This is a genomic window from uncultured Lutibacter sp. (assembly GCF_947493565.1).
Taxonomy (GTDB): Bacteria; Bacteroidota; Bacteroidia; order Flavobacteriales; family Flavobacteriaceae; genus Lutibacter; species Lutibacter aestuarii.
Genome location: NZ_CANLRG010000001.1, coordinates 208,582 through 232,225 on the forward strand (window position 1 = coordinate 208,582; position 23,644 = coordinate 232,225).

Here is a 23,644-nt window from a genome sequence, read left to right on the forward strand (position 1 = left end):
GATGTTATCAAAAGTATTACAGTAATTTCTATAGTATTATTATTAATTTTTAATTGTTCTAATAGGTGTTTAGGAGTTCATTTATTATAGGGTAATTATCATCAGTATCGCCATAAGCTTTTCGTTGCTTTACCAATTCTAATTTCATATCTTTAATAATCTCAGCATAATTAGGGTTTTGGTATTGATTATGATTTTCATGTGGATCATTTGCTAAATCATAAAATTCCCAAGTTGGAGCTGTGGTTTCATTGGAAGAACCAGTCATATCTAATGCTTGACCATAGAAAAACGCCAATTTGTACTGTTCATTTCTAATTCCAAAATGACCCGGTCTTACTGGATAGTGTTGCCAATAACGGTAGTAGGCTGATTTTCTCCAATTGTTAGGAGTGTTCCCTTTTAAATTTTCTCTAAAACTTCTTCCTTGAATAGAGGCAGGAATTTTGACTCCTGCATAGTCAGCCATTAATGCTGGAAAATCAATATTTAAAATAAGATCATCAATTCTTTTACCGCCTTTTAGTTCTTTCGGATATCTAATTACAAAAGGCATTCTAAGAGATTCTTCATAAATTAAACGTTTGTCAAAAAAGCCATGTTCTCCTAAAAAGTATCCTTGATCGGCAGTATAAATAACCACCGTGTTTTCTGCCAATCCCGAATTTTCTAAATAGTCCAATAGCTTTCCAATATTATCATCAATAGCTGCACCAGATCTCATAAAATCCTTGACAAGTTTTTGATAAATATGTTTTCTAGCAGTGATGGAATCCATTCCTTTAACTGAAAATGGAAGTTCAGGATATTTACACCACCAACTATCTGGATCAGCTGAAGCTGTTTCCCATCGTAACCCCAAATTTTCTAGAGTTTGACCCTCAAAGGTTCTTTCAGAATTTTTTGAATAAAAATCTAGTAAGTTAGCTGGTTCTGGAATTTCAATATCTTTAAATAAATCTTTAAATCTTTCAGGAAAATCAAAAGGTTCATGAGTTGCTTTAAAATGAGTCATTAACATAAAAGGTTTGCTATGATCTCTTTGCTCTAACCATTTGATTGATAAATTTGTAATTACATCAGTTGAAAAGCCTTTATGGATATCCCATTCTTCAGCAGGTTTGTAAAAGTTTTCTGAAGTTCTTAAAATAGGATCCCAATACCTGCCTTGATCGTGTAAAATATTGTAATAATCAAAGCCGCTAGGTTCTTTTTTTAAATGCCATTTTCCAATAATTGCTGTTTGGTATCCATTTTTTTGTAGCACTTTAGCAATGTTTAAACTATCAGGGTTTAACGCATCATTTAATGTGTATACCCCATTTTTATGACTATATTGTCCAGTTAAAATGGTTGCTCTGCTAGGTACGCATATAGAGTTGGTACAAAAGGCATTATTTAAAACCACACCTTCATTAGCTAATTGTGTGATATTTGGAGTTTTTACATAATCTTTTAAAACACCACCATAAATACCCCAAGCTTGAGAAGTATGATCATCAGACATTATAAATACGATATTTGGTGGTACATTAACAACTTCTTTTTTTTCAGGGGTACAACTTATAAAAAGTAGAAGTAGTAAATTTATAAAAGTAATGTAGTTAGTTTTTAGACTCATTTTGATGTTCGTTTTTATAAGTTGGATTTAATTTAGTAGGAATGGGTGCTTTTGTTTGTATCCTTAAATCATTTAATAAGATTAATAATTTCTTTACTTTTTTGGTATGGCTTTCTAGTAAATTATGATTTTCAGAAATATCATCCTTTAAATTGTAAAGTTCAATTTCGTTATTTTCATAATAGTAATGCAACTTCCATTTTCCATATCTTATGGTAGAACCTGGTCTTGTTCTAAAATAAGGATCTCTTCCTGTGTCATTATTAAAACCTTTTTCGGCTTGTAAATAAATCGGAAAATGCCAAAATAAAGGGCGTTTTTTAAAGGTTCCTTTATTAAATAAGATAGGAGTTAAGCTTTGACCATCTTGTGGTTGGGTTTTAGGGGCTTTGGTGTTTGTAATTTCTAAAAATGTTGGATAAAAATCAATATTATTAACTGGAGTTTCGGAAATTGTATTTGGTTTAATTTTAGCTTCCCAATTAATGATAAGTGGAACACGAACTCCTCCTTCATAATAAGAGCCCTTCCCATGTTTTAAAGGGGTTTGTTTGGAAACTGAGTACAAGCCGCCATTGTCTGATGTAACAATAATAAGTGTTTTTTGAGTTAGATTTAAATTTTTGAGAGCGCTCATTAATTTACCAATATTGCTATCCATCGCTTCAACCATTGCAGCGTAAGTTGGATTGAAATGATTTTTAGTTGGCTTCTTTTGGTTGTATTTATCAATGAGCTCTTTTTTCCCCTGAATTGGTGTGTGAACTGTATAGTAAGTTAAATACAAAAAAAAAGGAGCGTTTTTGTTTTTATTGATAAATGTTATGGCTTCATTGGTTAACCTATCCGTTAAATACTCACCAATAGGTCCATCTTTTAGATTCGGGTTTTTGTAAGGACTAAAGTAGGTTTGAGGATGTCCAGCATGAGTTCCTCCAACATTATAATCAAAACCTTGTGTTTTTGGAGTTTTACCTAAATGCCATTTACCAATAGAAGCGGTTGTATATCCTGATTTTTTTAAAGCTTCAGCAATAGTTATTATAGAATCATGAAGTACAGTGGTATTTTTAATTGGAATTAATTTACGATGTTTACTTTTTCCTCTATCAGAATTATTCACGGTATAAATTCCATGTCTTGGGCTGTACATGCCTGAAAGTAATCCAGCTCTACTGGGAGCACAATTTGCAGCTGAAGCATACGCATTGGTAAACCTTATGCCTTTAGCAGCGAGTTTATCTATATTAGGGGTTTCATAATATGTACTTCCATAACATGAGAGATCTGTCCATCCTAAATCATCAATATTGATATATACAATATTAGGTTTATTTTGGTTATATCCTATCGTTGAAATGAAAAGACATAAACTTATAAAAATATTTTTAATCATTACTTTATGATTAATTCGTCAATAAAAAACCAAGCAGGGTTTCCAGCTCCAGTATGCCAATCTGGACAAACTCCAATACCTTTTATGGTTATTTTTACAAACCTACTTTTTTGAGAGGTACTTAAAGAGGCATAGTCGATACTATTTTGTTGTTTGGTTTGTTTAATTTTTACAGATTTTAAATTCTTAAATTTTTTACCATCTTCAGAAAAACTAACTTCAAATTCTTGGGGAGGAAAAATCCAATTACCAGCAGAAGAAAGATAATTGATACCTACTTCAGAAATAGGTTCAGAATTTTTTAAATCAATGATGAGTTCTACATCTTTTCCTTCAACACCAATCCACTGACCAGTGCTAAAATCAGCATATCCAAATTTACCATCTATTAAAACTTCAATATTTTGATAGTTGGCATTTAATTTACTTTGGGTAGTAATTAATTTATGGACTGCTATATGACTGACTGTTTTTATCTTTTTAGGAATGTCTTTTTCGTTTCCATGTTCCCAAGCAATATATTCTTGAATAAGTTCTTTCACTTTTTCTGGATATTTTTTAGCCAAATTTTCCATTTCAGAAAGGTCCATTTTTAAGTTGGTTAAAAACAAGGCATCATTTTCAAAATCCAAGGTTCCTTTATGTGAAGTGTCTTTCGGATTTCCAATCAGTTTCCAATTTCCTTTTCTAACAACCCATTGATTTCCATATTTCCAAAAAGCACTGGTTCTAGGGGAGTTTGTGGCTGGATTTTTAATCATTTGGGAAAGATCCATTCCGTCAATATCTTTTAAAGGAGTTGTAAATCCACATAGGCTAGCAAGTGTTGGCATCCAATCAAGATTCATTAAAAATTGATGGTTTACGGTATTTTTAGGAAGGTGATTTTTCCATTGAATAATGGTAGGAAGTCTAATTCCACCTTCAAAAAGACTACTTTTTGCACCTCTGTAAGGCCCAGAATTTCCTCCACCATTAAATGCTCTTACTTCCGTTGAATAACCATTATCTGACTGATAAATAATAATGGTGTTTTCCAAAAGATTTAATGTTTCCAATTTGTCAACTAAAAAACCAATTCTTTCATCAATGGTAGATATAAATGCGGCATAATCTCCTCTAGGTTTAGGAGTATTTTTATAAAATTCTCTCCACTTTTCAGTTGGTTGGTATGGATAATGAGGCATGTTTATGGCATAATACAAGAAAAATGGTTGATCTTTTTGATTTTCCACAAAATTAATTGCTTTTTCAGAAGCTAAATCTGGAAAATAAGTACCATCATAAAAAACTTCTTTGCCATTTTCATATAAGTCATGCACATTAGGACCTTCCCAATAAAAATAATGAGAATAATTGTCAATACAACCTCTTAAATGCCCAAAAGAATAATCAAAACCTTGTTTGTTAGGACTGCTAGCTTCATCCATTCCTAAATGCCATTTTCCTATATGACCAGTAGCATATCCATTGTCTTTAAATAGTTCAGCCATGGTATATTGTTCTGCAGGCAACCCTTTGGAATTTGGAGTTGCTGAAGTATTTCCAGAAACACCTGCATTTTGAGGATACTTTCCTGTTAACATAGCCGCTCTAGAAGGTGCACATACAGGAGCAGCAACATACCCTTGGGTGAAGCGTGTTCCTTCTTTAGCTAGTTGGTCTATATTTGGTGAATAAATATCTTTTGCCCCATAACTTCCTAAATCTACAGCACCTTGATCGTCTGTATAAATAATAATTACATTGGGTTTTGTTTTAGACTGTGCATTTAGGTTGAGGTTATAAACCAGCACAATTCCTAAAATTAAAATTTTAATGCTCGTATAAAAGTAATGGGTATTCATGCTAAGGTGTTTTTGGTAAAAAAGAAGTTTTTGTATCGTTATTTTGTGGTTTTCCTATAGTACTTCTTCCTTTTTCAATATAGCTTTTCATGAGTAAGGTAAGTTTTTTGACCATAGCAGGGTGTTCTTTTGCAATATTAACGGTCTCAGAAATATCTTTTTCTAAATTGTATAGTTGATAGTTTGGCAATTTCATTTCTTCAGCTTCTTTTGGAGTGGGATAAGACCAACCTCCAGAACCAGCACTAAAAACTAACTTCCATTTTCCTTGTCTAATGGAAAACATTCCTTCAATAGAATGATGCACAGTTGCTTCTCTAATAGGTGTATCATAAGGTGCACTCAATAAAGCGGGTAGTATGTTATAACTATCTTCGGCTTCATTATCAGCTAATTTTTCATCAACTATAGCAGCTGCTGTTGCCATTAAGTCTGTGAGGCATATAATTTCATTTGAAGAAGTTCCTTTTTTAATTTTAGCAGGCCATTTTGCAATAAAAGGAATACGATGACCTCCTTCGTAAATATCTGCTTTATATCCTCTAAAATTTTTACTTGGGGTGTGTCCAAAACGGAGTTGTTCTTTAGTATCAGCTGCTGGAGCAAAGCCATTATCACTTGTAAAAATAATTAAAGTGTTTTCAGAAATACCTAATTCTTTAACGGTGTTTTCTAGTTGTTTTACCACATCATCAACCATTAAAACAAAGTCGCCATAATCACCAGCTTCACTTTTTCCCTTAAATTTAGCGGAGGGTAAAATTGGAGTATGGGGTGCAGGCAAAGGAAAATACAAAAAGAAAGGGTTATTATTTTGAGTGCTTTCTTGAATATATGTGATTGCTTTATTTGTTAAATGAGGAAGTACGTCTTGGTGTTTAAAATCGTTTCCGATAGGGCCTTTTCTCCAAAAACCTTTTCCGGTAGTAGCCTCAATAGTGTCAATTTTTGTAGCTGTAATTTTATGATTTTCTATATAGAAGTATGGAGGAATGTCTAAAGAAGCACTAATTCCATAAAATAGATCAAAACCTACATCATTTGGAGTACTTTTTAAAGGTTGCTTAAAATTTACTGAACCGTCTATGTTTTTTGCCCATTCTAAACCTAAATGCCATTTTCCAATACAAGCTGTTTGATAGCCTTTCTTTTTTAAAATACTGGCTACAGTAGCTCTATCTTTTTTTATTAATGGCTCATCATAACTCCAAAGAACTCCTTTTTTCATCCAAGTTCTCCAAGCATACCTTCCAGTTAAAATACCATATCTTGTTGGTGAACAAACAGCTGAGTTGCTATGTGCATCTGTAAATGAAATTCCTTCGGCAGCTAACTGATCGATATTAGGAGTTTTTATTTTGGAAGCTTCATTTAAATGAGAAATATCACCATACCCAAGATCATCAGCTAAAATATAAATGATATTTGGGAGTTTATGTTGTTGACTAAAAACGGTATGAGGATTGGTAAAGATAAATGTCAACAACCAAAAGAACATATAGTTTTTATAAAAAGTAGAAGTTTTGTGTGCATATATACAAGCTATAAATCTCACGTATAATTATTTTAAAAATTAAAAAACAGTTAAATTTAAAAATTTACTTAGGGTTTTACTATATTTTTAGACGAAGGTTCTAAGTTTACATACTAATGTTCAATTTTGGTTTTAGCTTAAATAATTATTTTGTTAAGATGTTCTTTAAAATCTGTCATTTAATTGAAAATTGACGCTCTTTATCTAAATTAATATTGATATCAATAGAATTCATTTAATTTTAAAGCTATATAAATTAATAAATTATGAGACTTCATATAAAAATGATTTTCAAAATAGCAATTTGTTTCTTCACTTTTTTTAAGAGTACGGCTCAACAAAAGATTAATATTGAACCTACAAATACAATTGAAATTGCACAAAATGATACTAAAGAGTCTATAATTTTAAAAGCTGCCCATGTGATTCCTACAAAGCAACAATTTAATGCTTTAAAGGATGAATTTATTGCATTTATCCATTTTGGGCCTAATACATTTACAGGAAAAGAATGGGGTTCAGGAATGGAGGATCCTCAATTATTTGAGTTAAAAAAAATAGATACCGATCAATGGTGTGAAGCTATGAAGAGTGCAGGTATGACCAAGGTTATTTTTACAGCCAAACATCACGATGGATTTTGTTTATGGCAAACGAGATATACCAAGCATGGAATTATGTCAACAAATTTTAAAAATGGTGAAGGAGATGTGCTTAAAAATTTAGCGGCTTCTTGTCAAAAATATGGGCTTAAGCTGGGAGTTTATTTGTCTCCAGCAGATTTGTTTCAAATTGAAAACCCCAAAGGTTTGTATGGTAATGGAAGCAAAATTACTCAAAGAATCATTCCAAAAATAGTATCAAATAGGCCGTTTAAAAATACAACTACGTTTACTTTTGAAGTAGATGATTATAATGAATATTTTTTAAATCAATTATTTGAATTATTAACAGAATATGGCCCTATCCACGAAGTATGGTTTGATGGAGCACATCCTAAAAGAAAAGGAAATCAGCAATACAATTACCAGGCTTGGAAAGAGCTTATAAAAACATTAGCTCCAGAAGCTGTTATTTTTGGAAAAGAAGATGTTAGGTGGTGTGGTAATGAAGCAGGAAAAACAAGAAAAACGGAGTGGAATATTATTCCATATAAAGATAATCCTAATAAACTTACTAGGTTTGATGATATAACCTCAGATGAAATTGGTGAAAGACCTCAACTCTATAATGCTAATTTTTTACATTATCAATTCGCTGAAGTTAATACCTCTATAAGATCAGGGTGGTTTTATAGAGATGATGAACATCAGCAAGTAAGAAATGCAGACGATGTTTTTGATATGTATGAAAGAGCTGTTGGAGGAAACACCGTTTTTTTATTAAACATCCCTCCTAATAAAGAAGGTAAATTTTCATCAAAAGATGTTGCAGTTTTACAAGAAGTTGGAAAACGAATTAAAGAAACGTATGCCGTTAATTTATTTCAATATGCAACAGGACCAAAAGAAGTGTTAGATTTAAATGATACTACCTATAAACTGTTTGATGAAAATAATAAGAGTATGGTAATATCAACACCAACACCAGTTACTATCAATCGTTTGGTACTTCAAGAGGCTATTGCTACTCATAGCGAGAGAATTGAAAAATATGCAGTAGATGCCTGGTTAAACAATAAATGGACGCTTATAGCAGAAGGAACAAATGTTGGCTATAAAAAAATTCTTCGATTTAAAGAGGTAACTTCTACTAAATTTAGACTTCGAATTCTAAAAAATCGATTTACTCCTGCCATCTCTTTAATCTCAGCACATTATTACAAAGCTACACCACCTCAATTAACAATACATAGAACGCTTAATGGAATGGTAAAAATTGAACCAAAAACTACGAACTTTAGCTGGAAACCTCATGGAGAAAATAGTCGTAAAAATTTACAAAGCAATCTTGAAATTAGGTATACAATTGATGGTAGTACCCCCACTAAAAAATCAAAATTATACACAGTGCCATTTAAATACCAATCAGGAATCATAAAAGCGGTTGCTTATGTAAATTCAGATCAAGGAAGTATAAGTGCTAAAACTTTAGGAATTTTAAAAAATACTTGGAAAGTTTTAGAAGTCTCTAGTGAACAACAAAAGCATCAAGCTTATTTTGCTTTTGATGAAAACCCAACAACTTATTGGCAATCAACTTCTGGAACCAATCACAGTATAAGTATAGATTTAGGAAAGTTAATAGCATTGAAAGGTTTTGAATATCTTCCTCCAAAAAATAATATTTTAGGGATGATAGAAAAAGGAACAATTTATACCAGTACTGATGGATCTTCTTGGGAGTATTTGGATACCTTTGAATTTGGAAATTTAATTAATGACCCTTCACCAAGAACACATTATTTTAATACAAAGTCTAGTTTTAGATTTGTTAAAATAGTTACCAATACCATTGCTGGAAATAAAAGTACAGCCACTATTTCAGAACTTAATTTTTTTAAATAAATAAATAAATAAATAAATAAATAAATAAATAAATAAATAAATAAATAATGCCATTCATAAATTTTAGTCACAAACAATTTTTTAAATATGTTTTAGTATTAATGGTATTCCTAACCGTTGATAACATAGTAGCTCAAAAATCAACTAAACCAAATGTTTTATTTATTATTGCAGATGATTTAACTGCTACTGCAGTTTCTTCCTATGAAAACAAGGCTTGTAAAACGCCAAATATTGACCAATTAGCTTCAGAAGGGGTTCAATATACCAAAGCATATAGCCAATACCCTGTGTGTGGACCTTCTAGAGCTTCATTAATGTCTGGTTATTATCCAAATGCTACTACCACGTACGGATATGTTAGCGGACGAAAAAATATTGGAAATGATAGAAATACTTGGGCACAATTGTTTAAAAATAATGGTTATTATACGGCTAGAGTGAGTAAAATTTTTCATATGGGAGTTCCAATTGATATTGAAACAGGCTCTAATGGTGAAGATGATGAAGCTTCTTGGACGGAGCGTTTTAATAGTCAAGGTCCTGAATGGAAAGCTGAAGGTGAAGCTGAACTTGTACAAGGAAACCCTGATGAAAGCATAGAAAGAAAAGGTGGAAATGTTATGACTATTGTAAAAGCTGAAGGAGATGACACTGTACATTCTGACGGAAAAACAGCCTTAAAAGCTATAGAGTTAATTAAACAACACAAAAATGAACCTTTCTTTTTGGCAGTTGGGTTTGTTCGTCCACATGTGCCATTTGTTGCCCCAAAAAAGTACTTTAAAGACTACCCATTTGAAGTGATTGAAATGCCTCCAAAAGTTAAAGATGATTGGAATGATATTCCAAAAAGAGGAATTAATTATGTAACCAGTGTAAATGCTCAAATGAATCTTGAGCAAGAAAAAAAAGCAGTAGCTGGGTATTATGCTGCAGTATCTTATATGGATGCCCAAGTAGGGAAAGTGTTAAACGCTTTAAAAGAAGAAGGTATAGAAGATAATACCATTGTAATTTTTACCTCTGATCACGGTTTTCATTTAGGAGAACACAATTTTTGGATGAAAGTAAGCTTGCATGAAGAATCTGTTAGAGTTCCTATGATTATTAAAGTTCCAGGTAAAAAAGCATCTGTATGTCATTCTTTTGTAGAACTATTGGATTTATACCCTACCATTGCGGAATTAGCAGGATTAAAAGCATCTAAACACCTACAAGGGAAAAGTTTAGTTAAAACACTCGACAATCCAAATGCTAAAGTAAGAGATATGGCATTTTCGGTAAGTCAAGGAGGAAAATCATTTTTAATTAGAACAAAAAAATGGGCTTATATTCAGTACGATGAAGATGCTGGTTCTGGTATAGAATTATTTGATATGGAAAATGATCCTCAACAATTTACCAATTTAGCAAATAACCCAAATTATAAAAGCATAGTAGCTGAAATGAAATTGAAATTACGACTCAAATTAAAAGAAATTAGAACTAACGATATAAATATTCAGTATTAATAATTGTAAATAACACATTTAATGTAAAATGGTTTATTTTTACAACTAATATAAAGCAAAATTATAGGTCATTTAAATTTAACAATCAATGCAAAGCCTTCAAAAAATAGTATTTATCCTAATTTTAGCACTTAATTTTAATTCGTGTAAAGAGTTACCTAACAAAGATGAAGTTAAGAACCCCAATATTATATACATTTTAGCAGATGATTTAGGCTATGGTGAATTGGGTGTTTATGGACAAGAAAAAATTCAAACTCCAAATATAGATGCTTTGGCCTCTAGTGGTATGATATTTACGCAACATTATGCAGGTGCCCCAGTTTGTGCACCTTCAAGGTATATGTTGTTAACTGGTAAACATGCTGGACATGCGCGTATTAGAGGGAATGATGAATGGGCAGAGCGTGGTGATGTTTGGAATTATAAAAAAACAGTAGAAGATCCAAATTTAGAAGGGCAGCGTCCAATTTTAAACAGTACAACAACTTTAGGAAAGGTATTGCAAAAAGCAGGCTATAAAACTGCAGTGGTTGGAAAATGGGGACTAGGAGCTCCATTAACGGAAGGGATACCTACTAAAAGTGGTTTCGACTTTTTTTATGGGTATAATTGCCAACGTCAAGCACATCAATTATATCCAAAACATTTATGGAAAAATGAAGAAAAAGTTTGGTTAGCAAACGAGTTGATTGCTCCAAATACCAAATTAGATAAGGGAGCTGATATCATGGCTTCTGAAAGTTATCAAAAATATGAACAACATGAATATGCTCCAGCATTAATGCAACAAGAGGTTCTTCAATTTATTGAAGAAAACAAAGAGCAGCCATTTTTTATGTACTATGCTTCTCCTTTACCTCATTTACCGTTGCAAGTACCTCATCAATATGTAGATAAATACGTAAAACTGTTTGGAGAGGAAGCACCATATGTGGGCGATAAAGGTTATTTTCCAACAAGATATCCAAATGCCACTTATGCTGGAATGATTACTTATTTAGATGACCAAGTTGGAGAAATCGTTCAAAAGTTAAAGGATTTGGATTTGTATGAAAATACCATTATTGTATTTACAAGCGATAATGGACCCACATACACAGGGGGAGTAGATGCTGAATATTTTAATAGTGCCAAACCTTTCTCAAATGAATATGGAAGAACCAAAGGGTTTACTTATGAAGGAGGAATTAGAGTTCCAATGATTGCAAGTTGGCCTGGAAAAATTAAGGCAGGAAGCACCACCAATCATGTATCGGCTTTTTGGGATGTATTACCAACTTTTGGTAGCTTAGTAAATGCTGAGTTACCTAAGGATATTGATGGAATTAGTTTTTTACCAACTTTATTAGAAAAAGGAGATCAACCAACTCATCAATTTTTATATTGGGAATTTCCAAGCTATCAAGGTCAGCAAGCTGTAAGAATGGGAGATTGGAAAGGAATTCGTAAAAATATTTTTAAAGGAAATATGGACATTGAGTTGTACAATTTAAAAGAAGATCCAACTGAAGCTATAAATGTGGCTGATGAATATCCGGAAATTGTAGAGAAAATTACGACTATTATGAAAGAAGAACATACTCCTGCAGATATAGAAAAATTTAAAATTAAAGAACTTGGAGATGAAATTTCAAAATAAGAAGCAATCTAGATATTTTAACAAAATTTCACTTTTTCTAGGTGTTTTTAGCTGTGTGCTAACTTTGAGTAGTTGTCAACAGTCTAAAGGCAAAGTAACTAAAGCAATTGTTGAAGTTAAACAGCCAAATATTGTTTTTATTATGAGTGATGACCATGCATATCAAGCAATAAGCGCTTATGGTCATGGATTGAATCATACACCTAATATTGATAGAATTGCAACAGAAGGAGTCATTTTCAATCAAGGATTTGTGACTAATTCTATATGTGCTCCAAGCAGAGCAGTAATGCTTACTGGAAAACACAGTCATATCAATGGTAAAGTAGATAACATATTACCTTATAATTGGGATCAAGATAATTTTGCCAAGCAGCTTCAAAAATCAGGATATCAAACAGCTTTGGTCGGAAAAATTCATTTAAAAGGCTTACCACAAGGTTTTGATTATTCAAATGTTTTGCCAGGGCAAGGAGAATACTACAACCCAGATTTTATTGAAAATGGGGTTCGAAAACAATACCAAGGATATGTGACTAAGGTAACGACTAATATTGCGTTAGATTGGTTACAAAACAAACGTAAAAAAGACGCCCCTTTTTTGCTCTTGTATCATCAAAAAGCACCGCATAGAACTTGGATGCCAGAAGAAAAGTATTTCACTTTATTTGAGGATAAAGAGTTTGAACTTCCAGCGAACTTTTATGATGATTATTCGGGTAGATTGGCAGCCTCTAAACATGAAATGGGAATTTATAAAGATATGGATGTGGTGTACGATTTAAAAATGTTAGATGTAGAAGGAGCGTTAAAAACAAGGTACAGAAAAGCGTTTGAAAATCAGTATAATAGAATGGATTCGCTTCAAAAAAAGGTTTGGGATGCATATTATACACCTATCATAAAAGATTTTAAAGAAAAAAAATATCAAGGAAAAGACTTAGCCAAGTGGAAGTTCAATAGGTATATAAAAGATTACCTACGCACCATACAATCTGTAGATGATGGGGTGGGTGAAATTTTAGAATATCTTGATGCACAAGGGCTTTCAGAAAATACCATAGTAGTTTACACTTCAGATCAAGGTTTTTATTTAGGAGAGCATGGGTGGTTCGACAAACGTTTTATGTATGAAGAGTCTTTTAGAACTCCCATACTTATGAAATATCCTAAAGAAATAAAACCAGGAACTACCATTGATAAATTAGTTCAAAATTTAGATTTTGCACCTACTTTTTTAGACTACGCTGGTGTTGAAATACCTAAAGATGTCCAAGGAGAATCGTTTAGAAAATTGGTGAATGGAGAAGTAAGTGAATGGAGAGATGCGATTTATTATACCTATTATGAATTTCCAGGAGAACATCATGTAAAGCGGCATTACGGAATTAGAACAGCTCGTTATAAACTCATTCATTTTTATTATGATATAGATGCTTGGGAATTGTATGATTTGGAAAAAGACCCTTCAGAAATGAAAAATCTATACAATAACCCATCGTATGCAAAAGTTCAGAAGAAAATGCATCAACAGCTAAAAGAACTCAGGTTAAAATATGGTGACAGTGATGCTTTAACCCAAACAAATTTAACTAGATATCTCAAAGCTAAAGGACTTCAAAAATAACTATTTGAATAATAGTTATTTGTACAAATTAAAAACTTCCATTTAAAAGTATAAGCTCCAATGAACATCTCTAAAATTATTGTATTAGCAGCAGTATTAATTACTATTTCTTGTCAGCAAGAACCACCAAAACGTCTTGGAATTATTCCAGAACCAGCTCATATTCAATATCAAGATGGGTATTTTGAAATCAATGAGCAAACAGTTATAGTAATTGATGAATCTGAAGATGCTAAAAGCATAGCTAATGAACTGATTACTTTTTTAAAAAATCAATTTTCTTTAAGTATAGAAGTTTCAACTACAGCTCAAAACAATGCTATTTTTCTAACAAAAGTAGGTGAGCAAGTACAAGAAGGAGCTTATGATTTAACGGTTTCAAAAAAAGGAATTGCAATTCGAGCTGGAACTTATCAAGGAATTTTTTACGGAGTTCAAACTATAAAGCAACTATTAAGTCCTAAAAATAGCATTCAAAAACCAATACTTTCTTTAGTAACCATAAAAGATGCTCCCGAATTTAAATGGAGAGGAATGATGCTAGATGTATCAAGACATTTTTTACCAAAAGATTCAGTTAAACAGGTGATAGATATTTTAGCAATGCATAAAATGAATAAATTTCACTGGCATTTAGTTGATGGTATTGGATGGCGCATACAAATTGATAAGTATCCAATGTTAACTCAAAAAGGCGCTTGGAGAAAAGTAAAAGAAAATAGAAAACCTTGGGAAGAATTTGAAGTTTGTGAGCAAAATTTTGATGGAGAGGTATATGGCGGTTATTATACCAAAGAAGATATTAAAGAGATTGTAGCTTATGCGGCTGAACGTTATATTGAAGTAATTCCAGAAATTGAAATGCCAGGTCATTCGGAAGCTGCCTTACAATGTTATCCAGAGTTTATGTGCAAGGGAGTTGAAGCTACAGGTGTGTATTGTGCTGGTAACGATGGTGCTTTTACTTTTTTACAAAATATCATAACAGAGGTGGTTGAATTATTCCCTAGTCAATATTTACATATTGGAGGAGATGAAGTAGGTAAAGAAGGTTGGTTGCAATGTAGCGATTGTAAACAACGTATGGCAACAGAAAACTTAAAAAATGCTGATGAATTGCAAAGTTATTTTGTTAAAAGAATGGAGCAGTTTATTCATTCAAAAAATAAAAAATTAATAGGCTGGGATGAAATTTTAGAAGGTGGTTTGCCTGAAAGAGCTACCGTAATGTCTTGGCGTGGAGTTAAAGGTGGAATTGAAGCAGCTAATGAGGGGCACGATGTAGTAATGTCGCCAGGTTCACCTTGTTATTTTGACCACAGTCAAGGGAGTAGCGAGTTTGAACCACCATCTTGGGGTGGGTATAACAATCTTTTAAAAGTGTATGAGTTTCATCCTATTCCAAATGAAATTGCAGCAGATAAAAAGCATCATATTTTAGGAGGACAAGCAAACCTTTGGACAGAGCAAATTGCTTCATTAAACCATATTCAATATATGATTTTACCTCGAATTAGTGCACTTTCTGAAGCTTTGTGGACTCCTTCAACTCAAAAAAATAAAGAAAAATTTATAGACAAACTCGATGTTCAATTTGATAGGTTTCAAGAATTAGGTTATGAGTATGCAACAAGTTCATTAACACCTAATTACCAAGTGAGCTATGATAAAACTACCCAACAATTTAATTTAAGATTAGCCAATGAACTCAATCGTTATGAAATTAGATATACTTTAGATGGTTCTGAACCAACATTAAATTCAACCGTATATACTAAGCCTATTCGTTATACTTCACCTATCCATTTACATGCGGTATGTTTTAGAAATGGAGAACAAACAGGGTATCCGTTGATAAAAATGTTTTCTACCAGTTTTAGTGATCAATGTACTATCACCTATACAAATGCGTATAATGATGCGTATAGTGGAGGTGGTGCTGAAGCCTTGTTCGATCAAAAATTTGCCATTTCTAGAGGTGATGATCCTCATTGGCAAGGATTTAAAAAAGATGACTTTGAGGTTACCATTGATTTAGGAAGTGTAAGTGAACTTTCTTATATAGGCTTAAATTTCTTTCAACACATAGGTTCAACTTCGGTTATGTTGCCAACTAATGTTTCTATAGCAATTTCAAAAGATGGGAAAAATTATCTTCCAGTACTTAATTCAGCCATTGAAACTATAGAAAAAAGAGATCCTTTTATTAAAAGAATAGAAACTAATTTTGAAAAACAAAAGGTAGGATTTATAAAAATAGTCGCTAAAAACAGAGGAACACTTCCAGAATGGCATATAAGAAAAGGAGCTGCTTGGATTTTTGTTGATGAACTATCTATCAAATAAACAACTATGGTAAACACCTTAAAATTAAGTTTTTAAAAGAAGGTGACTTATTTAAATAATCTTGTGTATATTTAGTCAATTCTAAAAAAACACATAAATATGCTTCAAAAGAATTTAAAAAATTTAATTTTTACGCTATTCTTGTTGCCTTTTTTAATGACTTCATGTAAAAAAGAAGACACAAAAATTGCTAGTAATGAAACTCAATTTTCAATAGATTTTGAAAAATATGAGTTAGAAAATGGTCTAGATGTAGTTTTACATCAAGATAAAAGTGATCCAATTGTATCGGTAGCCATACAATATGGAGTAGGTTCTAATAGGGAAAAAACTGGAAGAACTGGTTTTGCTCACTTGTTTGAGCACATGTTATTTCAAGAATCTGAAAATGTACCTCAAGATCAATTTTTTAAAAAAATTCAAGATTTAGGAGGAACACTTAATGGAGGTACTTGGAAAGATGGTACTATTTACTATGAAGTGGTACCAAACAATGCTTTAGAAACCGTACTATGGTTAGAAAGCGATAGAATGGGATATTTAATCAATACCGTTACAGAATCTGCTTTTTACAACCAACAAGAAGTGGTTCAAAACGAAAAAAGACAACGTGTAGATAACAATCCATATGGTCATACAAGTTGGGTATTGGATAAAAATTTATACCCAAAAGGACATCCTTATAGTTGGCAAGTAATTGGTGAATTAGAAGATTTACAAAATGCTACCGTTGCTGATGTAAAAGAATTTTACGACAAGTTTTATGGGCCAAATAATGCAACTTTAGTTTTAGCCGGAGATTTTGAATTGGAAGATGCTAAAGCTTTGATTGAAAAATATTTTGGAGAAATTAAAAAAAGACAAGAAGTAACACCATTACCTGCGCAACCAATTACTATTTCAGAAACCAAGCGTTTGTATCATGAAGATAATTTTGCTTCAGCTCCACAATTAAATATTGTATGGCCAACAACTCAACAATATGTAGATGATGCGTATGCTTTAGACTTTTTAGCGGAACTACTTTCAAGTGGAAAAAAAGCACCATTGTACAAAGTTTTAGTTAAAGAAAAAGAATTGACCTCTAGAACTACTGCATATAATAGAGCCCAAGAATTGGCTGGAGAATTTCATATTTCAATTACTGCCAACAATGGTAAAAGCTTAAAAGATGTAGAAGCTGGTATTTTTGAGGCATTTGAGCTATTTGAAAAAGAAGGCATTCAAGATAAAGATATTGAACGTATCAAAGCTGGTTTAGAAACTAGTTTTTATAATGGAATTAGCAGTGTTTTAGGAAAATCATTTCAATTGGCACAATACAACGTATTTGCAGGAACTCCTAAATTTATTGAACAAGACATTGAAAATATTAAAAAGGTAACCAAAGAAGATGTGATGCGTGTGTATGAAACCTATCTTAAAGGAAAACCTTTTGTAATGACGAGTTTTGTACCTAAGGGACAGTTAGATTTAGTTGCTGATAATTCTGTAAAAGCTGAAGTGGTTGAAGAAGAAATAAAAGAAAATGTCACTAAAACGGTTGTAGATAAAAACGATGAGGTGGTAAAAACACCTTCAAAAATTGATCGTTCTGTAGCTCCAGCACAAGGAGAATCCCCTAAACTAAGTATCCCACAAAGCTGGACTGCGGAATTAGCAAATGGAATACAAGTTTATGGTATTGAACAAAATGAAATTCCGTTGGTTAACTTTAGCTTGGTTATAGAAGGTGGTCATTTATTAGATGCTATCGAAAAAAATGGAGTAGCAAATTTAATGACTGATATTATGATGGAAGGTACAGTTAACAAAACACCTGAAGAATTGGAAGAGGCCATAGAATTATTAGGAGCCAATATCAATATGTACACCACCAACGAATCTATAGTTATTAGAGGAAATACTTTAGTGAGAAACTTACCAAAAACAATGGAGTTGATCAAAGAAATTTTATTAGAACCACGTTGGGATGAAGAAGAATTTGCTCGTATAAAAACAAGTACCATCAATCAAATTACACGTTCAAATTCAAACCCAAATCAGGTGGCAAATCGTGTGTTTAACAAATCGTTGTATGGTAAAGATCATATATTTAGTTATCCTGCAATTGGTACAGTAGCTTCTGTTGAAGCCATTACTATTGATGATTTAAAAGATTTTTACACTAAAAATTTCAGTCCATCAATTAGCAAGTTTCATATGGTTGGTAACATCACCAAAGAAAAAACCTTAGAAGTATTAAAAGGCTTAGAAAATGATTGGCAAGCCAAAGAGGTTGAAATACCAACGTATCCAATAGCAAATACACGTGATAAATCTTCCTTATTTTTTGTTGACATTCCAAACGCCAAACAGTCTGTAATCAATATTGGTTATATTGCATTGCCAAGAACGGATAAAGATTTTTATCCAGTAGAAGTGATGAATTATAAATTAGGCGGTTCTTTTTCTGGAAATGTGAATTTAGTACTACGTGAAGAAAAAGGCTATACTTATGGAGCCCGTACTAGTTTTAGTGGGTCTAAAATACCTGGAACATTTTCAGCTTCCTCAAGTGTTAGAACCAATACTACAGGAGAGTCTGTTCAAATTTTTAAAGATGAAATAGCAACATACAAAGAAGGAATTAGTGCTGAAGATTTGGAATTCACTAAAAATGCGTTGATCAAATCCAATGCACGTCGTTTTGAAACTCAAGGATCTTTATTAGGAATGTTACAAGAAATGAGTACATATAATTTACCAGCAAATTATATTGAAAATGAAGAAAGTATTATTAATAATATGACCTTAGAACAGCATAAAAAATTAGCCAATAAATATTTAGATGAATCTAAAATGTTGTATTTAGTGGTTGGTGATGCTGCTACTCAATTTGCACAATTCAAGTCTATGGGCTTTGATGAAGTAAAATTAGTTTCAAAAGAAGGAGAAGAAGTGCCTTTAGAAACGGTTAAACAATAAAAAATTTGAATGATATAAAAAGGGATGCTTTTGGCATCCCTTTTTTTGTCTTCAATTTTAAATAAAAGCATCAAAAAAACATACGTTTTTAAAAAAATGATATTTTTTTCCTTTTTTTGAAAAGAAGCTGTTTTTTCATAGAATACATTTTCAAACGTTTTAGTGAAGCCTTGAAAACACTAGACTTAAAAGGCTTAATTATTCAATGATTTTTGTCATATTTTACCTATTTAATTGGACTAATTTTGTACCAGAATTCAAGAAAATTAGGATTAAAATTTAAATTAAAATATATGAAAATTAAGAAATTTAATGAAGGTGTTTGGAATGAATTTATTAATTTAAGAGACTTTGTTGCCAAAAATATTTCACCCTATCATGGAACGCATCACTTTTTAGTTGGGCCGAGTGAAAAAACTCAACAATTATGGGAAGCTTGTAAACAAGGAACCAAAGAGGAAAGAGAGCGTAATGGCGTGCGTTCAGTAGATACCGAAGTTATTTCTGGAATCAATGCTTTTGAAGCTGGATATATTGATCAAAAAAATGAAGTAATTGTTGGTTTACAAACCAATGAGCTTTTAAAAAGAGCGATGAAACCATTTGGCGGCTTTAAAGTAGTTCAAAAAGCACTTTCTGAACATGGATTAAAACCAAGCGACCATCTTTCAGAATTGTTTACAAAATACGTAAAAACACATAACGATGGTGTTTTTGATGCCTATACCGATGAAATTAAAAAGTACCGTTCATTAGGTTTTTTAACAGGCTTGCCAGATAATTATGCCAGAGGAAGAATTATTGGAGATTACCGTCGCATTGCATTGTATGGGATTGATAGATTGATTGCCGCTAAAAAACAAGATTTAGCGACTATTGTAGGGCCAATGAGTGACAAGGTTATTCGTTTGCGTGAAGAGGTTTCTGAGCAAATTAAAGCGTTAAAAGAAATGGTGGAAATGGGGAAATCTTATCACTTAGATTTATCCAGACCTGCTGAAAACGCTCGTGAAGCTGTTCAATGGACATACATGGCTTATTTAGCTGCGGTGAAAGAGCAAGATGGAGCAGCCATGTCTTTAGGAAATGTGTCTTCTTTTTTAGATATTTTTATAGAAAGAGATTTAGAAGCTGGGCTGATTACAGAAGTGGAAGCACAAGAATACATCGATCAATTTGTGATGAAACTTCGTATGGTACGTCATTTACGTATGGAAGCCTATGATGAAATTTTTGCTGGTGATCCAACGTGGGTAACTGAAGCTATCGGAGGAATGTTGGCTGATGGTAGAACCAAAGTAACCAAAACTTCATTCCGTTTTTTAAATACCTTATATAATTTAGGGCCTTCACCAGAACCAAATATCACCATTTTATGGTCTGAACATTTACCTCAAAACTTTAAAAACTACTGTGCAAAAGTAGCCATAGATACTTCATCTATTCAATTTGAGAACGATGACCTAATGCTTAAAAGTCGTGGGTCTGATGATTATGGCATTGCTTGTTGTGTTTCTTACCAAGAACTTGGAAAATCTATTCAGTTTTTTGGCGCACGTACCAATTTGGCAAAAACGTTATTATTAGCTTTAAATGGTGGTCGTTGTGAATTTACAGGTACCCCAATTGTAGAAGGAATACCTGAATATACCGACGAATATTTAGATTTTAATAAAGTGATGGCTAATTTTAGAATTGCGATGAAGCAAGTAGCTAGAGTGTATAACGATTCTATGAATATTATCCACTATATGCACGATAAATACTATTACGAAAAAGCTCAAATGTCTTTAATAGATACCAACCCAAGTATCAATATAGCGTATGGTATTGCTGGTTTATCTATTGTAGCAGATTCGTTGTCAGCCATCAAATATGCCAAAGTAAAACCGATAAGAAATGAGCAAGGTTTGACTGTTGATTTTGAAATTGAAGGGGAGTTTCCTATGTATGGTAATGACGATGATCGTGTAGATTTATTAGCAAGTGGTGCGGTTGCAGAATTTAATAATGAGTTAAAAAAATTACCAGTGTATAAAGATGCCGAAGTTACCATGTCGGTTTTAACCATTACTTCTAACGTTTCTTATGGTAAAAAAACTGGAGCAACCCCTGATGGTAGAGCTAAAGGAGTACCTTTTGCTCCAGGAGCAAACCCAATGCATGGGCGCGATTGTAACGGAGCTATTGCTTCTTTAAATTCAGTATCTAAAATTAATTATGTCGACTCTAAAGATGGAATTTCAAATACCTTTTCAATTGTACCAAAATCATTAGGTGCTACTGAAGAAGAACAAATTGAAAATTTGGCGACTACTTTAGATGGATATTTTTATAGAAACGCTCAGCATTTAAATGTGAATGTATTAAATAAAGAAATGTTGTTAGATGCCATGGAAAACCCTGATGAATATCCTCAATTAACCATTCGTGTTTCTGGTTATGCGGTTAATTTTGTTCGTTTAACCAAAGAACAACAATTAGAAGTGATTACACGCTCGTTCCACGAATCTTTGTAACCAACCCCAATTAATATTTCTATTGAAGGGCTATGTACATAGCCCTTCAATAGCCACAAAAAAGAAAATTATCAAAACAACAGCAAACATATTAAGAGTTCATTCTATAGAGTCTTTTGGTACTCATGACGGACCAGGAATACGGTTGGTAATTTTTTTGCAAGGGTGTAAACTGAAATGTTTGTATTGCCATAATCCTGATACCATTGAAACCTCAGGAGGTATGGAATATACCATTGAACAACTTGTTGAAATTGCTTTAAAAATGAAACCTTACTTTGGAAAAAAAGGAGGCGTAACGGTTTCAGGTGGAGAGCCTTTATTGCAAGCCAAAGAACTCATCCCATTTTTTAAACGATTAAAAGAAGAAGGTATTCATACCAATATTGACACCAATGGTAGAATATTAAATAGTTATGCCAAACAATTGTTAGATGATTATACAGATTTAGTCATGCTAGATATTAAGCATATGACTGAAGAAGGCTATGTAGCTTTAACAGGGAAGAGTTGTAAAGAAACCACTTTCAATTTTGCAGCTTATAGAGAAGCTTCAGGTAAACCAATGTGGTTGCGCTATGTGTTAATTCCTGAAATTACCCATAAGCCCGAATTATTGCATGCCATGGGAAAGTATTTTAAAAACTATACGACCATTGAGAAAATTGAATTACAACCTTATCATAAATTGGGAATTCATAAATGGGAAGCTTTAGGTTGGGAATATCAATTAAAAGATGCACGTGAAAATACTCCTGATGAATTACAAGCTGCGGTTGCCATTTTACAAAACTATTTTAAAGAAGTAAAAACAAATTAAAAGGAAATATCCTATCTAAATAATGAACACACAACACTTAAAAAACAGATGGCTCATAGCTGCTTCAGCAGTAGGAATACAAGTTTCCATCGGTTCTGTATATGCTTATTCGGTAATGACCAATCCTGTAAAAGATATTTTTGAAGTAGAAGGAAGCGCTATCAAATGGGCTTTTAAGCTAGCCATTTTAATGCTAGGCTTTTCTGCGGCCTTTTTAGGAAAATGGGTAGAAAAAGTGGGTCCCAAACGAAGTGGAACTACCGCAGGAATTTTATACGGAATTGGAATTGTGACTACTGGTATAGCAATTCATATCGGCTCTTTACCGCTATTTTATATAGGTTATGGAGTTATTGGGGGTATTGGATTGGGCTTAGGTTATATTTCGCCTATAAGTACCTTGGTAAAATGGTTTCCTGATAAAAAAGGATTGGCTACAGGGATGGCAATTATGGGATTTGGATTTTCAGCATTAATTTTTGGGCCTTTCATGCAATACCTTTTTAATACAGTAGGTGTTGCTAATGCTTTTTATGTATTGGGAAGTATTTTTATGGTATTAATTGTGGGATCTGCAAGGTATATGCAACAACCCCCTAAAGAGTATATTCCAGAAGGTTATCATCCTGAAAACAACACCTTGAAACAGCAAGATCTTGAAAATATAAGTGCCAAAGAAGCCATCAAAAAACCTAGATTTTACTATTTATGGTTGATGATGTTTATCAATATTGCTTGTGGAATTGCATTGATTTCTTCTGCAAGTCCTATTCTGCAAGAAAAATTAAACTATTCCCCTATGGAAGCCGCTGCTATGGTTGGATTTATAGGGATTTTTAACGGTTTAGGTCGACTTTTTTGGTCTAGTTTATCAGATTATTTAGGGCGTATTACCATTTATATCTTATTTTTTGCTTTTCAAATAGTGGCATTTTATCTGTTACCAGCACTTGCGTATGAACTTTTATTTTTAGCTACCTTATTTACCATCATTTCAATGTATGGTGGTGGTTTTGCCATGTTACCAGCTTTTATTAGTGATTTATTTGGGACAAAAGAATTAGGAGCCATTCAAGGATTGATTTTAACAGCTTGGGGATTGGCAGGTGTTGTAGGACCTACCATTTATGATGTTGTAAAAGAAAAAACAGGTTCGTTAGATGCTACCTTATATGTATTTGCTAGCTTATTTATAGTGGCATTAATTGTGGCTATAGTCATGAAATTTTCTATCACCAAGGCACATAAAAATAAAACAAATTCTTTAAAATTAGCGACTGCTTCTTAGGTATAAAACCAACAAG

General features: G+C 32.6%; 13 protein-coding genes. 9 read left to right on the forward strand and 4 right to left on the reverse strand.

Annotated features, from left to right (window positions below; translation table 11 throughout):
* Positions 1-58: 58 nt before the first annotated feature.
* From Q0714_RS00910 to Q0714_RS00925, 4 genes are read right to left on the reverse strand one after another with little or no spacing between them, the layout of a single operon-like run.
* Complete coding sequence (locus Q0714_RS00910; RefSeq protein WP_298262411.1) at positions 59-1,621, reverse strand: sulfatase; 1,563 nt, start codon at positions 1,619-1,621, stop codon at positions 59-61.
* A complete protein-coding gene (locus Q0714_RS00915) occupies positions 1,605-3,017 on the reverse strand; it encodes a sulfatase (RefSeq protein WP_298262412.1) in 1,413 nt (470 codons plus the stop codon). The genes Q0714_RS00910 and Q0714_RS00915 overlap by 17 nt, the downstream gene beginning before the upstream one ends.
* Positions 3,017-4,864 (reverse strand): sulfatase-like hydrolase/transferase, encoded by a 1,848-nt coding sequence (locus tag Q0714_RS00920; protein WP_298262413.1) that lies wholly within the window; start codon positions 4,862-4,864, stop codon positions 3,017-3,019. The genes Q0714_RS00915 and Q0714_RS00920 overlap by 1 nt, the downstream gene beginning before the upstream one ends.
* Before the next feature lies 1 nt (position 4,865).
* Positions 4,866-6,419, reverse strand: a complete 1,554-nt coding sequence (locus Q0714_RS00925; protein ID WP_298262414.1) for an arylsulfatase — start codon at positions 6,417-6,419, stop codon at positions 4,866-4,868.
* A 245-nt stretch (positions 6,420-6,664) separates the two neighbouring features.
* Here Q0714_RS00925 and Q0714_RS00930 point away from each other — a divergent pair, with 245 nt between their 5' ends.
* From Q0714_RS00930 to Q0714_RS00970, 9 genes are all read left to right on the forward strand, one after another.
* On the forward strand, positions 6,665-8,905 hold the full coding sequence (locus tag Q0714_RS00930; protein WP_298262415.1) for an alpha-L-fucosidase: 2,241 nt from the start codon (positions 6,665-6,667) through the stop codon (positions 8,903-8,905).
* A gap of 101 nt (positions 8,906-9,006) precedes the next feature.
* Positions 9,007-10,419 (forward strand): sulfatase, encoded by a 1,413-nt coding sequence (locus Q0714_RS00935; RefSeq protein ID WP_298262416.1) that lies wholly within the window; start codon positions 9,007-9,009, stop codon positions 10,417-10,419.
* 88 nt (positions 10,420-10,507) lie between these two features.
* On the forward strand, positions 10,508-12,061 hold the full coding sequence (locus Q0714_RS00940; RefSeq protein WP_298262417.1) for an arylsulfatase: 1,554 nt from the start codon (positions 10,508-10,510) through the stop codon (positions 12,059-12,061).
* Complete coding sequence (locus Q0714_RS00945) at positions 12,045-13,688, forward strand: sulfatase (protein ID WP_298262418.1); 1,644 nt, start codon at positions 12,045-12,047, stop codon at positions 13,686-13,688. Before Q0714_RS00940 ends, Q0714_RS00945 begins: the two co-directional genes overlap by 17 nt.
* A gap of 60 nt (positions 13,689-13,748) precedes the next feature.
* Positions 13,749-16,034: a family 20 glycosylhydrolase gene (locus tag Q0714_RS00950; RefSeq protein ID WP_298262419.1), complete on the forward strand. Its 2,286-nt coding sequence runs from the start codon at positions 13,749-13,751 to the stop codon at positions 16,032-16,034.
* Positions 16,035-16,190: 156 nt separating this feature from the next.
* Complete coding sequence (locus Q0714_RS00955; RefSeq protein ID WP_298262600.1) at positions 16,191-19,001, forward strand: pitrilysin family protein; 2,811 nt, start codon at positions 16,191-16,193, stop codon at positions 18,999-19,001.
* Positions 19,002-19,294: 293 nt separating this feature from the next.
* Positions 19,295-21,520 carry a formate C-acetyltransferase gene (gene pflB, locus Q0714_RS00960; RefSeq protein WP_298262420.1) on the forward strand — a complete coding sequence of 742 codons (2,226 nt, stop codon included), beginning with the start codon at positions 19,295-19,297 and terminating at the stop codon, positions 21,518-21,520.
* Between the two features lie 22 nt (positions 21,521-21,542).
* Positions 21,543-22,340, forward strand: coding sequence for a pyruvate formate-lyase-activating protein (gene pflA / locus Q0714_RS00965; protein WP_298262421.1), 798 nt, complete (start codon positions 21,543-21,545; stop codon positions 22,338-22,340).
* 22 nt (positions 22,341-22,362) lie between these two features.
* Complete coding sequence (locus tag Q0714_RS00970; RefSeq protein WP_298262422.1) at positions 22,363-23,628, forward strand: OFA family MFS transporter; 1,266 nt, start codon at positions 22,363-22,365, stop codon at positions 23,626-23,628.
* Positions 23,629-23,644 lie beyond the last annotated feature (16 nt).